This window comes from Endozoicomonas sp. (assembly GCF_965196975.1).
GTDB lineage: Bacteria > Pseudomonadota > Gammaproteobacteria > Pseudomonadales > Endozoicomonadaceae > Endozoicomonas.
The window spans coordinates 5,327,668-5,342,914 of record NZ_OZ239981.1 but is presented as its reverse complement, the minus strand read 5'-3'; the positions used below and the strand labels follow the sequence as shown (position 1 = coordinate 5,342,914).

The window sequence follows — 15,247 nt, the reverse complement described above, 5'->3', positions numbered from 1 at the left end:
CATGCCCTTCAAGGCCGATCACTTGAGAATATCCACCAGATCTTTCTCAAGTGAAACCACCGGGCGCTCAACAATGCGGCCAACTTCCAGGCCATTCTGCATCACTATGAACGTAGGGATCCGACTGAATTCATACTGTGCAGCCAGACCCTCCTCATCTTTCTTATTCCGGTCAACGGCAATGTAAGTTATGTGGATATCTGGATTATCAATCGCTTCCATAATTCGCATAAAGCGGGGCGTTTCCCGATGGCAGTCTGGGCACCAGGTAGCGATAATGACAACAACCTCCGTTGGTATTGATAGTTGTCGAAGTGGTGCAACTGCATCGGTATCTACCTGATAGCTCTGATAGTACCTGCGGAATTCCTCCTGCCCTGCAATCAATTTTTCCGGATTTATTTTTCCTGTTGGAACCACGGGGAGATACTCATTTGGACAACTGGCAACTTCCTCAGCCGCTTCCAGGTTGAAGCCACAGCTTTCAGGCTGCGCCTGAAAGCTGAGAGCGACAGCAACCAAAGAAAGCACCAGTTTTACTTTATTCTTCATCTTGGCCAGACCCTCAAGCTACATTGCTAATGTGTCTGGCTCGTCAGTATACGCAATCCTGGATCATTTACAGGGGATTTTCATCTCAGTGTGAAATCCCTGGCTCCTAGAGTGCATCAAGCAACTGTTCTTCCAGCTTAAGCTGATCGGCAGTAAAGTTCCTGATACCCTCAGCCAGCTTTTCTGTTGCCATGGCATCTTCATTCATCGCCCAGCGAAATGCTGCCTCATCCAGCACCACTTTGTCATCACTGCAACTTGGTGAGTCAGCAAACAATTTTTGCTCAAGTGGCTTCTCAGTCGATTCCAGCTGATCCAGAAGGTCTGGAGCAATAGTCAGGCAGTCACAACCGGCTAACTCAATAATCTCACCAGTATTGCGGAAGCTGGCTCCCATCACTACGGTTTTATAACCGTGCTGCTTATAATAATTGTAAATACGGGTGACCGATTGAACGCCCGGATCTTCTGAAGCAGTAAAGTCTCTACTTTCTGCTTTTTTATACCAGTCCAGAATCCGGCCAACAAAGGGTGAAATCAAATAGGCACCGGCATCGGCACAAGCCTGAGCCTGAGCAAAACTGAACAGCAATGTCAGATTACAACGAACACCTTCTTTTTCAAGCACCTCTGCAGCTCTAATACCTTCCCAGGTAGAAGCTATTTTGATCAGCACCCGATTACTATCCGCACCCAGCTCTTTATAAAGATCAATCAGCTGTCTGGCCTTTTGAATCGTCGCATCAGTATCAAATGACAGTCGTGCATCCACCTCAGTAGAAACAACACCGGGAACCACCTGCTGGATCTCCTTGCCAATACCAACAGTCAACCAGTCACAGGCATAACGGGCACTTTGTGCTTTATCTTTTGAACCATTGCGGCCAAAGGCAATGGCTTCATCAACAAGCGCTTTATACGCTGGTAGCTGAGCAGCTTTTAAAATCAGTGAAGGATTGGTCGTCGCATCAACCGGCTGGTATCGACGGATGGCTTCGATATCACCGGTATCGGCCACAACCTTGGTCATATTTTTTAATTGGTCGAGCTGATTTTGCATACTGCACCTTCTTCCAGCCAATAACAAAGCTGGATCCTTTATAACCAGATAAGAGCTTTAAAAGTTTACAACCACCGTCTTCGCATTTGATAAACGAGAGGATTCCAGAGTATCCGTATTAGTCTTTTAAATCAAAGAAATACATGAATCATGATTTGCGTGAGACTTCAGCAGCATCCGCAATTTCCTGGTCACAATGAATAAATTCTTCAACTTGAAAACGATAGGGAATAGACGACTGAGATCCAGCACTCATTACAGACAGGCCTGCACTGGCATTGGCAAAAAGGGCAGCATCTTCCAGAGACTTTCCTTCTGCCAGAGCCACCAGCAACGCGCCATTAAATGTATCACCGGCAGCCGTTGTATCAACCGCCTTAACAGGAAACCCGCGAACAATCAGACCTTTAGGATGGCCTGAGCTCATTGACGATACATAGGCTCCAATCTGCCCCATGGTGATCGCTACGTCAGTAATACCTTGCTCATGCAATATCCCAGCAGCCTGTCTTGCAGACGGCTCATCAGAAACTTTGATGCCGGTAATAATTTCCGCTTCCGTCTGATTGGGAGTAATCAAATCCACAGCCAGTAAGTAATCCTTGGAAAACTCTCTGGCAGGTGCGGGATTCAAGACAACTTTCGTATTGTTTTTCCGGGCAACATGAGCAGCCTGTAGAATGACCGGTTCAGGAACCTCCTGCTGCAAGAGCAGATAGTCTGCATCAGCGATCAGGCTCTGGTTCTGCTCAATATGCTCTTCTCTCAGGCAGCCATTAGCTCCAGCAGAAATACCAATGATATTTTCGCCTTTGGTATTAACGAAAATCAGCGCAACTCCGGTATCCATATCCACAACTTCTGTAATAGCAGTTGTATCAACGCCCTCATCACTGAGTTGCTGTACTATTTCCCGCCCCAGGTCGTCCTGACCAATAGCCGCCATCATGTGCGTGTTCCCACCGAGGCGGGCACAGGCTACGGCCTGATTAGCACCTTTGCCTCCAGCCATAACGGTATAAGATGAGCCTGTAATGGTTTGGCCTGGTTTTGGAAAACAATCAACCCTCAGAACGTGATCAACATTAATACTGCCTAAAACGAGAATCTGCTTACTCATATCACCACCGGTGAAAATCAGGCTAACAATGCGTAAAGTGTAATTCAAATGTCGTTTGAGCCAGGTGGTTTTATAAAACAGGATCAGGAAGTCTGGACAGAACCAGACTTCTATTTACTTGAAACTCGTTATAAGTTTAATTGCTCTATGAGGCTTTAAGCTGCTCAGAAATGTAAGCCCCATCCAAAGGCTCAAAAGTAGAGTGAGGACGGTCAGGTAAAAATTCATTGGTATAACAGCTGTGGCAATCCATGGTTTCATCCGTAATACCAAGCTGCTGAGCGTAAAGACCAACTTTCTCCCAATCTCTGTCCACATTAATCAGGTCACGGGAGAAATAGGGAAGGCAACTGATATAAATTTTCCTGAAGGTATCCGTTCTCAATCTCGGAATCTGCTCACAAAGTAGCTCATACGCTTTTTCGGGATTTTCGAGCGTCCACTGAGTCCCTCTTAGAGTCGCTCTAATAAACCGTCTCACATTCTCCTGGTTGTTCTCCAGGTAGGCCTCATTCACCAGGAAAAGAATTGAACAGAAGCAGCAACACCCGAGTCCGGCAAGTTCATCCACCCGCAACATGCCCGTCTCCTGGCCACTGACCTGCTCCAGCTCCACCTGTTGAAAGCAGCCAATCCCCATGCCAGCATCCACCTTATTCTGAATAATGGCATCGGTAATATTCATACCAACACGAACCGTTTCATAGGCATCAGGCTCTATATTTGCCCTACGGGCCAGGTCATCAATGATGATTTTTCCAAACCGACCGATATAGCCGATTCTTTTTCCCCGGATATCATCAAACCCCTTAATGCCACTGGACTTTAGAAAAATAAGGCCCGTTGGGGGCTCATGAAACAGCGTGCCCACAGAAACAACCTTATAGCCCTTGGCTCTGGCCGCATAAGTATGAATCATCGCTTTCAATGCAATATCCACTTTGTTCTGACCGATCAAGTCGGTTACATCTGAAGGATCAGTGGTTTCCATAATGGCGGGAGCAAGCCCTTCTTCTTTATAAAAACCCAGATGGTGAGCCATAAAAACAGGGGTGTGATAGGGGTTGGCATACCAGTTGAGAAGCATGGAAAGCCGAGGCGTTGCAGTCATGCGTTAATCCTCACGACAGATAGAAGTCATCGAATAACGTGACGCATAAAGGCCCGAAGAGGACAGCACCACCTATGCTGTGAACATAACGTAGAGGCAAAGCACCTCTCCAGAATGTCTATAGAATAAGCGGTAGCTTTATGGCAGTTCCTACGCCGGTACTAACCGGTTCAGGTTCAACAGGTATAATCTCAGCCTGAAAGCTTACTGATCAAACAGGCACCCTGCGCCACTGGAGTCCACCAGAAACCATTAATAAGTAATGAGTCAGGCAGACCTTAACGCAAAATTATAGAGTGCTTTTTGCCTTCTGCCAGCCGTCAGGAGGAGTGCTCTCTGGCCCCCCTTCTCTGCAACCTTGTCAGATACATCGTCACGCTGACAGCTATAGCCACAAGCAAGTATTTAACCCATACCAATTTTACAATCCAGATTGAGATGCTCATGGTCAGCCAGAGAAAAGCAACCGCGCGGATATAAACCTTTCTGGAAATACTGCGTTCATCAAGATACTGGCGCAAAGGGGGACCCAGCACCTGGTGATTCAATAGCCAGGAGTGAATGGCTGGAGATGACCGTAAACTGAAAAACGCCGCCAGCAACAGAAAGGGCGTAGTGGGCAACAGCGGCAGGAAAACACCGATAAATCCCAGTACAACACAAAGCAGGGCACAGGCTTTAAAGACCCATCGAACCACTGGGTTACGTATCAGAACGCCTGATGATTGAGGGGCCGGAGCTTTATCTCTTGGGTTCATTCTTATCGATAGCTGATTCTTCGGTTATGTTTACTCAAAAAATGCCTCTTGAATCCGGGTGACATACTGCAGTTCAACCAGCTTTTTCAGGGTCACTAGGTAATTGGCCTGATATGTATCACCAACCACCAGATACTGTTCCTTACCACACTGTAAACGTCCAGGGGATTCTTTGTAGACAATTGCGGTTGGGTCAATGGACATCACCTGCCGTGCGGTATTCACATGTGCAGGAATACAGAACTCATAACTCAGGGACCGTTTGCCATCAGCTGGGCCATACAGACCATCGGCATCCAGGCGGGTCAAATCAAATTCCACCTTTTGCTGAACCTTGTCTTTAAGGAGACCATCCAGATGGCTACAGGCCGACAGCACGAGCGCACTCAGCAGAATGGCAACTAACTTTGATGTGTTCATGGGGTATCCAGTCGAGCGATGATGCCTATCATTATTATTGTCGGCTTTCCCAAAGGAAAGCCGAACTTAAAGGCGACTGCAGAATTTTATGCGAGCGGCTTGAGGCCTACGGCTTGACGAATAGACGTCAGGAAAGGTGCGGCTTCAGCCCGGGCCTTTTCAGCCCCTTTAAGCAGCTCTTTTTCGATAAATGCCGGATCTTCGATCAATGCATTGTAACGTTCACGCGGATCTTTCAAGCGCTCATTCAAGAACTCAAACAGCTCATTTTTCAGATCTCCCCAACCAGCACCATCGGCATATTGCTGACGTTTCACCTCAATCTGAGTGGCATCGGCAAATGCAGAGTAGATCTGGAAAAGAGTACAGGTATCCGGATCTTTTGGTTCACCCGGCTCCAATGAGTTGGTTTTGATCTTGCGAATCAGCTTGAGCAGTTTCTTTTCAGGCACAAAAAGCGGAATCGTATTATCGTAGCTCTTGCTCATCTTACGACCATCAAGACCGTTAAGAACTGCAGTGCTTTCACCAACAACCGCCTCAGGCAAAGCAAACCGGGTCTTGTAATGGTGATTCATGCGTCCAGCAATATCCCGGGCCATCTCAATATGCTGAACCTGATCACGCCCCACCGGCACTTTATGGGCATTGAACATGAGAATATCTGCCGCCATCAGCACCGGATAGCAGAAGAGTCCCATCGTCACCCCCTTGTCCGGATCCTGCTCACCGGCTTCTTCATTGGCCTGAACCGCTGCCTTATAAGCATGAGCACGGTTCATCAGGCCTTTGGCGGTCATACAGCCAAGAATCCAGTTCAGCTCGGCAATTTCCGGAATGTCTGACTGACGATAGAAGGTCACACGATCTGTATCCAGACCCAGTGCCAGCCAGGTAGCCGCAATCTCCAGCGTAGACTGGTGGATGCGCTTAGGGTCACGACCTTTGATCAAGGCGTGATAGTCAGCCAGAAAATAGTACGAAGCAATATCGTCACGCCAGCTTTCCTCAATCGCAGGCTTGATAGCCCCCACGTAGTTACCCAGGTGTGGTGTTCCAGTTGTCGTAATACCTGTCAGTACTTTCGTTTTACTCATGAGTTCACTCGCACAGCGACGATGTAACCTGGCCTGAAACGCAGACCAGAAAGGAATTTCCTTTAGGTTCTGTTGACATAAGTTTCCTTTCTCAGCTCAAGCCAGAATGCTTCTGACTAGGCGCAAAGACGCAGGAATACTCGCCGTCTTTCAAGTCGTTGCAACAACGGCAGAGGCATTCTGGCTTGAGCCCAAAGGGTGGCTCGTAAAGCCGTCTTCCAGCTTCGTTGAACTGGTTTGATGTAGAACCACTACACCTTCACCAGCTCGCCTTGTGGAATACGGCTTTACGAACCACTGAGTTTGGAACCTTATGTCAACAGAACCTAATACAGATTTCAGGAAAGGGCTGCATTATAGAAGAGCGCAGCCCTCTCTCACAATAGACACCTGATCTCAGGGTCAGGCGGGCATCGGCACGATTTCAGAGGCCAGCATCCGATTCCGGCGAATGATGGCACGCAGACGCAGGGTCAAAAGGAAAGCGCCTATGGTCAAAGCAGTCACCAGACCAATCCATAAGCCATGAGGCCCCATTGGCTCAACAATCCAGTCGGTCAGCCCCAGGATATAGCCTAAAGGTAATGCCACTCCCCAGCAGGCGAACAGGATCATTGCCATAGGCACACGGGTGTCTTTATAGCCACGCAATGCACCGTTCGCTGCGATCTGTATACCATCAGCATATTGGAACAGTGCCGCATAAACCAAAAGCTGGGCAGCCAGAATGGCGACCTCTGAATTCTGTGTATAGATCGAGGTCACCACACCTGGCAGGAACAACATGACGGAAGCACTCACTGTTGCGCTGACCAGCGTCGTTGCAATGCCCGCATAGCTTGAGTATGCAGCCTGCTCGGTTTTACCAGCCCCCAATGCCTGCCCGACACGAATGGTCAGCCCCATCGCCAGGCTCATCGGCACCATAAAGGCCAGTGAGGTAAAGTTAAGGGCAATCTGATGCCCCGCCACCACGATTGCACCTAATTTACCAATCAGCAGTGCCACCACCGAGAAAATACTGGCTTCAAAGAAGATGGCCAGACCAATAGGCACCCCCAGCTTTAGCTGACTGGAAATAATGCTCAGGCTGGGCAAGTCCCAATGGTCAAACAAACCAATCTTACGATGCTGCTGACCCAGCATGGTGTAACCCGCCATCATCAGGAACATGACCCAGAAACAAACGGCTGTCGCATAACCGCAACCAACACCGCCAAGCTCAGGGAACCCGAACTTTCCATAAATCAGTACATAGTTCAGCGGAATATTCAGGGCCAGCGCAATGAAACTGAATACCATACTGGGCTTGGTTTTCCCCATTCCTTCGCAGTAGCAGGTAAGCGCCTGGAACAAACAGATCGCAGGAATACCCCAGGCCAGTGCTTTTAGATACTCGAGCGTTTTGGCAGCCATCTCAGGCTCAACTTGCAACCATTGAAGTACAGCATCGGATTTGTAAATAAAACCAAGGGCCAGAAGACTCATTAGTAGAGCAATCCACAGCCCCTGACGTACCTGACCACCAATTTCACCGGTCTGACGTGCACCATACAGGTGGGCAACCGTTGGTGTAATGGCCATTAAAATACCACGGATTAACAGGTAGACCGGCATCCAGATACTTGAGCCCAGGGCAATGGCCGCAAGATCCATAGCTGAATATTGTCCGGCCATACTGGTGTCGACAAATGTCATACCAGTGGTTGCCAACTGAGCCCCCATAATAGGCCCAGCCAGATAAAGTAATTCACGAAGTTCGCCACGATAGCGGGCAAAGGCTGAAAGATTTGTTCTCATTTTTGCTCACAGGATAGACTCCCAACGCCAGACAGACCCGGGGCGAAGGGTTTTATATTCTATCAATGAATCAAAAAATGATTGGATTGGATATTTCGAAATAATGCGCGGTGTTTATCCCTATAAAAAACTGATCAGAAAAGGCTTGTGCAAATGGTCAGTCCGTGTACTGTGAGGCCATTTCCAAATTCAACTGAGCCAAAGATGTCTTCATTCAGTTCATTTAAGCGCGGCAATGCCGTCACACTCACTGACGGTTTTACCATTTCTCTGATCAAGAGCAGTGACTTTCCTGACATCCTTGAGATGCTGGAAAATCCAAAGGTGACTGAATATTTATTCTTTGCCCCTGCCTCGGAAGAGCTATACCGAGGCTATTTTGACCCCATCATTGATGGCACCAGAGAATCAATTAACAGAGGCGAGGTACCCGAAGGCCCGACGGCCATTATCCGTGATACTTCTGGTCGTTACATGGGGATGTGTGGATTACATCCGGTCATGTTTCTTCAGGGTAACTATGAAGTCGGTTACCAGTTTTCTGAACATGCCTGGGGGAAAGGGTTAGCCAGCAGCAGCGGCCGTTTTCTTCTTTCGCTGGCGTTCAGGGAAATGGGAGCACATAAGGTGACAGCAGACTGTTATCGTTCCAATACCGGCTCCTATAAAACCATGGAAAAGATCGGCATGATTCAGGAAGGCTGCCAGTGTGCGTATTATAAAACTGAAAGCGGATTTGATGATCGGCTACTCTACGGCATCACCAGACAGCAGTTTGAGCGTATGAACGGAGCAGACAACCATGCCGGAACTACCAGAAGTTGAAACGACCCGGCGGGGCATTGAGCCTCATATTGAAGGTCATACCATTGCGGAAATCATTGTCCGTGAACCCAGGCTCCGCTGGCCGGTGCCTGAAAATATCAATCAAATCCTGAGTGGTAAAACCATTACACAGGTAAAAAGAAGAGCCAAATACCTGCTGCTGGATACCGGTTCTGGTCATCTCATTATGCACCTGGGGATGTCCGGTAGCCTGAGAGTATTAAAAAACGAGATACCGCCGGAAAAACACGACCATATTGATATTCTTCTGACAGATGGCCAACGATTGAGGTACACAGACCCTCGTCGCTTTGGTGCTGTTCTCTGGTCTGAACGCCCTCTCCACGAGCATAAACTTCTAAAGAATCTGGGACCTGAGCCTCTGGACAGTGAGTTTACGGCTCAGCGGCTTTTTCAAATGTCTCGAGGCAAAAGTCAGTCAGTAAAGACATTTATTATGGACAATAAAGTGGTGGTTGGTGTCGGTAACATTTATGCCAGTGAAGCGTTGTTCAAAGCCGGGATAAGGCCTGACCGGGCCTGTGGAAAAATCTCACTTAACCGTTATGAGCGGCTGGTTGAAGCCATAAAAGAGACGCTGGCCAAAGCCATTGAACAAGGCGGTACTACCTTGCGTGACTTTGTCGGGGGTGATGGCAAACCCGGTTACTTTAAACAGGAACTGGCCGTTTATGGCCGTACAGGACAGTCCTGCATCACATGCGGCAAGACCATTAAGGAAATAAAACTGGGGAACCGGAGCAGTTGTTATTGCCCTCACTGTCAGCGGTGATGAACACAAGCCCAACAGTAATTGTATTCCATCTCTACGAAGACACAGGGCACAAAGCTTTGTTGCTATACGCTTAGCCTAACGGGGAACTCTTATACCACCGGATACACCATGAGGGCTGAACAGGATCTGCCAGAGCTGCAGATCTCTGGCCCGGAACCCTCCGGCACAAGACAACAGGTAATAGCGAAACATTCGATAAAAAGAGTCACTGTAATGGGTGCTCTCTCAATTTGATAACTGACTCATAGGTTAGCTTCAACCTTTCCAGTCATGAACTCAGACCAAAGTTGTTCCCAGCGCCCCTTACTCTGGATCAGTGCTCTTGTTGTCAAAAGCACTTCCGCTCCTGTTGCTTTCCACCTCATTCCAGAACCACATAATCGTTGCTTTACCAGAGTCTTACAAGCCGCTTCAGTAACTCCTGAACCTATTGGCCAATGGCGTTTAAGCGCCTGATGATAATTCATTAACTGGTGATTGTTTGTAAAATAGCTCACAGCTTTGTAGCGCTTCTCTGTCAGTGCGATTGTCTTTTTCGGGAGCTCGGCTGATTCAATTTCCTGAAGGATTTTTTTGGCTGCTCCACGCTTGTTTTTCAAACTATGTAGCCTGTCTTCAAGCCACTGGTGTCGCTTCGCCTTACTGGTTGGAAACAGTGCTTCCGCTGCTCCAGCTAAATATTCAGATGCATGATAAAAATCGAGTATCTGCCCAGAGGTATGTTGTTTCAAATAACTCCAGTTTTCTCTAGCCCCGTCAGCTACCCCGATGTATGTGGCATTTGGGTAGAGTCGTTTTAGATCTGCAATCTCCTCGTCGAGCTTGCTCATAAAGCTTTGTTTACCATACTCTGGCGAACTGGCTGTATATATCGTGTGGAGCCTGTCTCCATCTGCAGAATATAGGCTCAATGTCCCACACATGGCTTCCCTCCAGCCTTCTTCACAAAGCAGCATGCAGGTTCCATCCAGACCAATGGCTATTGTTTCAACAGGCTCTTTTAGTGGAGGAAGGTGGTAGTGAGTGTCTTGCTGGTCTTCAATTAATGCACCTACTCTGTCCGATAAATGCTTGATATAAGAATTTGAAAGCGTCCTTTGATGGTTGGTCTCAAAATCTTCTTTTACCGCAGGCGCTGGCATCTGGCTGTATTTCCAGGCGATAGACTTGGCAAATTTGGGGGTAGCTGAACCAATAATACCGGCACGAAGATCAAGTGCTGCCAGAGTACTGCCACCTCTGACACCCTGATATACGGAGCGCTCCAAAGGTATACGACCGTATAAGGTTTCATAGTGCTTAAGAACCTTTCCTTTGTAGTTCCACTTCTGCTGATTAACGACGATAGGTTCTTTATTGGGTGATTCAAATAGCCCCAATAACTCTTTTGTTCCAAGCTGCCCGGCTTCATTGAGTGCACGCTGTAAACTATCTTCAAGATTCAGCATGTTGCCTGAATCTATAGAAACTTCAATTTGCAAAACGATGCTTTTGGTAGAGCTGGAAATAACAGAAGCGGGCATGACAGTTAACTATTATGAGTGGTGTTCCCATAGTAGCTGTGAAAATAGAGCACTATTGTTTCAATCATTCAGAGAGAGCACCCACTGTAATTGTCTTTAAGCTCTGACCATCCGGCCTTAAAACGCTTTTCCCACTCCACCAGCGTCAAGTCATAGTCAGCACCAAAGTTATGCCAGTCTTCAGTTACAAACAGGCCTTCAGTGCTCTGCGTAATTTGCAGCATTGACGGCAGACAGCCATTAGGAAAGATGTATTTCTCTATCCATGGATTAACACTCAAGTCACTCTGCAGAGAGCCAATGGTATGCAGAAGAAAAAGACCACTGTCTGATACAACCTTTCGTACCGTTTGAAAAAAAGTATCGTAATTACGTGGTCCAACATGTTCAAACATACCAACGGAGACAACACGGTCAAATGTATCGTTCAAATCCCGATAATCCTGAAGTCGGATTTCAACATCAAGGCTCTTACATCGATCACGGGCAAGCTGATGCTGTTCTTTTGAAATGGTAATACCGACCACGGATACCCCATATCGACTGGCAGCAAACTCTGCCAGACCTCCCCAACCACAGCCTATATCCAGCAGTTTCATGCCTGGCTCGAGCCCCAGCTTTCGGCAGATTAAATCGAGCTTAGCCTCCTGAGCCTCTTCCAGAGTATCCGCCTCTTTCCAGTACGCACAGGAATATTGCATCCTTGGATCCAGCATGACTTCAAAAAGGTCATTGCCGAGATCATAATGCTCCTCTCCAACAATCCAGGCTCGCTGCCTCGATTGCAGATTGGCAAGACGCGCCCAGATCAGACTAAGAAGAACAGAGAGTTGTTGTGGTAACTTTTCACTGAGATGAGCTTCTACCAAACGAGTAAACAGCTGATCAAGCCTTTCACACTCCCACCATCCATCCATGTAACTCTCACCCAGCCCTACGATTCCATCCTGAAGAACCCGCTGATAAAAGCCTGGGTTATGTACCTGAATATCCCAGGGATGAGAGCCATTGAAGCCAACTCCGGCAGTTTCTGCCAACTGTTGAATAGCAGAAGAGCAGCGGTTATTCGCTTTAGGTGATGTTGTGAGGAAGTTCATAACTGTGCCTCTAAGTATCCAGAAATAAGTATCCAGAAACAGCCGGAGGAAAAGTTATCCGGTCGATGACAGTAAGAAGGAGCGGGTAAGCTTGAATTATTTTAGTACATGAAACTTTATTACGTAACTATTCAGCACCCTTCATATAAATCTGGAATTTTCTGATTTTTCGACCATCATCTTATACTCAATTTTTCTAACAAATCTCCAGTATGGAACCAGACTTCCCAGCTACTCCGTTTACCGAAGCTCTCCTTAAAGAGAATGAAGAGCTTCGGACCGAGAATGCGCTTTTACGGGAACGTTGCAGCGAACTGGAAGAAAGGGTTAATAAAAACAGTCAAAACAGTAGTAAGCCACCATCGTCAGATGGTTATCAAAAGCCCAGTAAAAAAGGGAGTGATAAAGGTGATACATCTTCCAAAGAAGCCCCCTGCTCCTCACAGGAAACACCGAACCCCAAAAGCCTTAGACCATCTTCAGGCAATAAACCAGGTGGCCAGAAAGGTCATCAAGGCTCTTGTTTGAGACGTGTCGCCTTACCCGATTATGTCAGGCATCTGAAGGTTGAAAAATGTTGCTGTTGCCAGTCTTCGCTTATCGATATTAAACCCACCAAATACATTGAGCGACAGGTTTTTGATCCAGGTAGACCCGGAGAATTTGAAGTTACCGCGTACTGGGCAGACGTTAAAGTATGTCCTTGTGGTAAACGGAACACCGCTGAGTTTCCCCAAGGAGTGAAAGCCGCTGCTCAATACGGAGAAGTGACTCAGGCAATGGCTGTTCATTTAAACCAGTATCACTTCATCCCATATCACCGGGTGTCTGAGTATTTCAATACTATTTATTGCATGAGTGTCAGCGCAGGCTCTGTTGCCAATTTTGTTGCCTATACCCATGAGAACCTGGCCTCTACTGAGCAGAGTATCCGCGATGCTTTACAAGAAAGTCCGGTTGCAGGAGCGGATGAAACTGGCATGCGGGTTGACGGTTCACTGTGGTGGTTACACATTATGCGAGATGACCAATGGACGCTTTACTACCTCTCAGAAAGGCGAGGTTGTGAAGCAATGGATGCAATGGGCATCCTGCTGACTTTTGCAGGCATTCTGGTTCACGATCATTGGAAGTCCTACTTTGCCTATGCGGCAGTGCATGTGCTTTGTAATGCCCATCATCTGAGAGAGCTTCAGGGAGTTGTCGATAGGGATGCGAATAAGCTGGCTCTGCGGCTGATGAAATTGCTTACGCTCTCCTGGCACTTCTGCAAGAAATACAAAGCAGCCGGTCTGACTCAAATGCCTGGTGCAATACAGCTTCGCATTGAGACGATATACGACCAAATCCTTCAAAGGGCTCTCACGAAGGAAACCGCTTATATGGAAAAACAACGACAGGTGCTTGGACGTAAGAAGGTCAGGAATACCAAGGCCTACAACCTGTTCAAAAGGCTTATTGAGTTTAAGGTTGAAACGTTGCGCTTCATGTCGGACTTTTCAATTCCCTTCGATAACAATGGCAGTGAACGTGATGCCAGGATGGCCAAACTTAAGCAGAAGATCTCAGGCTGCTTCAGAAGCGAAGACGGAGGTACCATGTTTACCCGAATCCGAAGCTATTTATCATCTGCTAAAAAGCAGGGGTTGAACATATTTCAGGCGCTTCTTAAAGCGGTTCGAAATTACAACAATACGCCTTTGCTGGGTGCTGAATAGTTACTTTATTACCACCAAAATCACACCATAATTAGTACATATGATTCGCTTTCAGTGGATAAAGAGGCATTTACGAGCTGACGTACTGAAACAAAAGTGACATACTCTTGCGCTTTCCTCACTTCGCCACTTACCACCTGATCCATTTGTTACCTGACAGTACACTGGGATATCAGAGTGCTGACTTCTTTACCAAGTTTAATATGCAATCATCTCTTACCAGCAACTACCTTCCAAAAAACCCTTTCAAAATAGGCCTTGGACACTTCGTCCTCTGGTTACTTGGAGGGTGGAAAATTGAGGGGAGTCTTCCGGAAAACCTCAATAAATACGTCATCATCGTTGCCCACCATACGTCAAACTGGGACTTCGTCGTTGGTGTTGCTGTTAAGCTGATAACCCGTATCCGGGTTCGATTCTTTGCCAAGCACTCTCTCTTTTTCTGGCCATTGGGTGTGCTAATGCGCCGACTGGGAGGTATTCCCATTGAGCGGGATAAATCCATCAACCGCGTTGATCAGGCCATCGCTGAGATCAAAAGCAGCGAACACTTCGTGCTTGTGATTGCTCCCGAGGGTACAAGGTCAAAAGTACAGCGCTGGAAGACTGGCTTTTATCACATAGCGAATGGGGCCAATGTGCCGGTTGTGCCAATTGCTTTTGACTTCAGAGATAAAAAAATCATTATTGGATCACCTATGAGCATGTCGGGTGACACTCCCACTGACTTTGAAAAAATGCATGAGTTCTTTCTTTCTCATCCAGGCAAGCACCCTGAACTTGGGTGCGATGGACCATTTGAGACACCGAATATATATAACCCATAAGTGACAGGTAAGAACCAGCACACTGCTCTCACATACCGTCATTTACACGCCCTTCAATGACTTTTCTTTCCATGGCGAGTCCGATAGAGTGAAACAACAATAAAAAGACAGTAAAGGACTCCCATGCCTCTGATTCAGTTTGTTACTCATGATGGCAATCAATACGAAGCAGACATCGACTCAGGTAGTACTCTGATGCAGGGTGCCGTTGATAATATGATCGATGGTATCCTTGCCGAGTGTGGTGGCGCATGCTCCTGTGCAACCTGCCACTGCTATATTGATGAGGCGTGGATAGGGGTTATTGGAGCAGCTGAAGGTATAGAGCATGAAATGCTGGATGTTGTTCGTGAGCCTAAAGAGACCAGCCGGCTAAGCTGCCAGATTGTCGTCACCGATGAGATGGAAGGTCTGGTTGTTCATTTGCCTGAATCTCAATATTAAATTCCTATAACCCATAGCAGTAAACTATGGGTTACAATCCCCCCTTCAAAACCAGAATTTTTATAAGGTTATTGATAATTATTCGTAATCGGCCTAAAC

At 47.2% G+C, this 15,247-nt stretch carries 15 protein-coding genes and 1 riboswitch; of the genes, 5 read left to right on the top strand and 10 right to left on the bottom strand.

Translation table 11 applies throughout. The annotated features are described in order from the left end of the window. Nucleotides 1-18 precede the first annotated feature (18 nt). From ACOCLE_RS23745 to ACOCLE_RS23710, 8 genes are all read right to left on the bottom strand, one after another. Nucleotides 19-552, bottom strand: a complete 534-nt coding sequence (locus ACOCLE_RS23745; protein WP_419534519.1) for a thioredoxin family protein — start codon at nt 550-552, stop codon at nt 19-21. A 106-nt stretch (nt 553-658) separates the two neighbouring features. Then, complete coding sequence (gene tal / locus ACOCLE_RS23740) at nt 659-1,612, bottom strand: transaldolase (RefSeq protein WP_419534518.1); 954 nt, start codon at nt 1,610-1,612, stop codon at nt 659-661. Nucleotides 1,613-1,760: 148 nt separating this feature from the next. Further along, complete coding sequence (gene rbsK, locus ACOCLE_RS23735) at nt 1,761-2,732, bottom strand: ribokinase (protein ID WP_419534517.1); 972 nt, start codon at nt 2,730-2,732, stop codon at nt 1,761-1,763. 145 nt (nt 2,733-2,877) lie between these two features. Further along, nucleotides 2,878-3,843, bottom strand: coding sequence for an ABC transporter substrate-binding protein (locus ACOCLE_RS23730; RefSeq protein ID WP_419534516.1), 966 nt, complete (start codon nt 3,841-3,843; stop codon nt 2,878-2,880). A gap of 129 nt (nt 3,844-3,972) precedes the next feature. Continuing rightward, nucleotides 3,973-4,080: riboswitch (TPP riboswitch) on the bottom strand. Nucleotides 4,081-4,163: 83 nt separating this feature from the next. Further along, on the bottom strand, nt 4,164-4,601 hold the full coding sequence (locus ACOCLE_RS23725) for a YbaN family protein (RefSeq protein ID WP_419534515.1): 438 nt from the start codon (nt 4,599-4,601) through the stop codon (nt 4,164-4,166). A gap of 30 nt (nt 4,602-4,631) precedes the next feature. Next, on the bottom strand, nt 4,632-5,021 hold the full coding sequence (locus ACOCLE_RS23720; protein WP_419534514.1) for a hypothetical protein: 390 nt from the start codon (nt 5,019-5,021) through the stop codon (nt 4,632-4,634). Between the two features lie 86 nt (nt 5,022-5,107). Further along, entirely contained in the window at nt 5,108-6,118 is a 1,011-nt protein-coding gene (locus ACOCLE_RS23715) for a tryptophan--tRNA ligase (RefSeq protein ID WP_419534513.1), read from the bottom strand. Nucleotides 6,119-6,520: 402 nt separating this feature from the next. Next, the gene (locus ACOCLE_RS23710; RefSeq protein ID WP_419534512.1) at nt 6,521-7,918 is read right to left on the bottom strand and encodes an MATE family efflux transporter; all 1,398 of its coding nucleotides are present in this window, start codon (nt 7,916-7,918) and stop codon (nt 6,521-6,523) included. Nucleotides 7,919-8,122: 204 nt separating this feature from the next. Between ACOCLE_RS23710 and ACOCLE_RS23705 the strand changes: the two genes are divergently transcribed. Next, the gene (locus ACOCLE_RS23705) at nt 8,123-8,743 is read left to right on the top strand and encodes a GNAT family N-acetyltransferase (protein WP_419534511.1); all 621 of its coding nucleotides are present in this window, start codon (nt 8,123-8,125) and stop codon (nt 8,741-8,743) included. Further along, nucleotides 8,721-9,536 (top strand): bifunctional DNA-formamidopyrimidine glycosylase/DNA-(apurinic or apyrimidinic site) lyase, encoded by an 816-nt coding sequence (mutM, locus tag ACOCLE_RS23700; RefSeq protein WP_419534510.1) that lies wholly within the window; start codon nt 8,721-8,723, stop codon nt 9,534-9,536. The genes ACOCLE_RS23705 and mutM overlap by 23 nt, the downstream gene beginning before the upstream one ends. 245 nt (nt 9,537-9,781) lie before the next feature. Here the strand turns inward: mutM and ACOCLE_RS23695 are convergent, their stop codons facing one another. Continuing rightward, nucleotides 9,782-11,062, bottom strand: a complete 1,281-nt coding sequence (locus ACOCLE_RS23695) for an ISKra4 family transposase (protein WP_419532972.1) — start codon at nt 11,060-11,062, stop codon at nt 9,782-9,784. Between the two features lie 68 nt (nt 11,063-11,130). Next, nucleotides 11,131-12,159 (bottom strand): cyclopropane fatty acyl phospholipid synthase, encoded by a 1,029-nt coding sequence (cfa, locus tag ACOCLE_RS23690; RefSeq protein ID WP_419534509.1) that lies wholly within the window; start codon nt 12,157-12,159, stop codon nt 11,131-11,133. A gap of 212 nt (nt 12,160-12,371) precedes the next feature. Here cfa and tnpC point away from each other — a divergent pair, with 212 nt between their 5' ends. The 3 genes from tnpC (at nt 12,372) to ACOCLE_RS23675 (ending at nt 15,148) form a co-directional block, all read left to right on the top strand. Further along, nucleotides 12,372-13,877, top strand: a complete 1,506-nt coding sequence (tnpC, locus tag ACOCLE_RS23685) for an IS66 family transposase (protein WP_419532963.1) — start codon at nt 12,372-12,374, stop codon at nt 13,875-13,877. 203 nt (nt 13,878-14,080) lie between these two features. After that, nucleotides 14,081-14,704 (top strand): 1-acyl-sn-glycerol-3-phosphate acyltransferase, encoded by a 624-nt coding sequence (locus tag ACOCLE_RS23680; protein ID WP_419534508.1) that lies wholly within the window; start codon nt 14,081-14,083, stop codon nt 14,702-14,704. A gap of 123 nt (nt 14,705-14,827) precedes the next feature. After that, the gene (locus ACOCLE_RS23675; protein ID WP_419534507.1) at nt 14,828-15,148 is read left to right on the top strand and encodes a 2Fe-2S iron-sulfur cluster-binding protein; all 321 of its coding nucleotides are present in this window, start codon (nt 14,828-14,830) and stop codon (nt 15,146-15,148) included. Nucleotides 15,149-15,247: the final 99 nt, after the last annotated feature.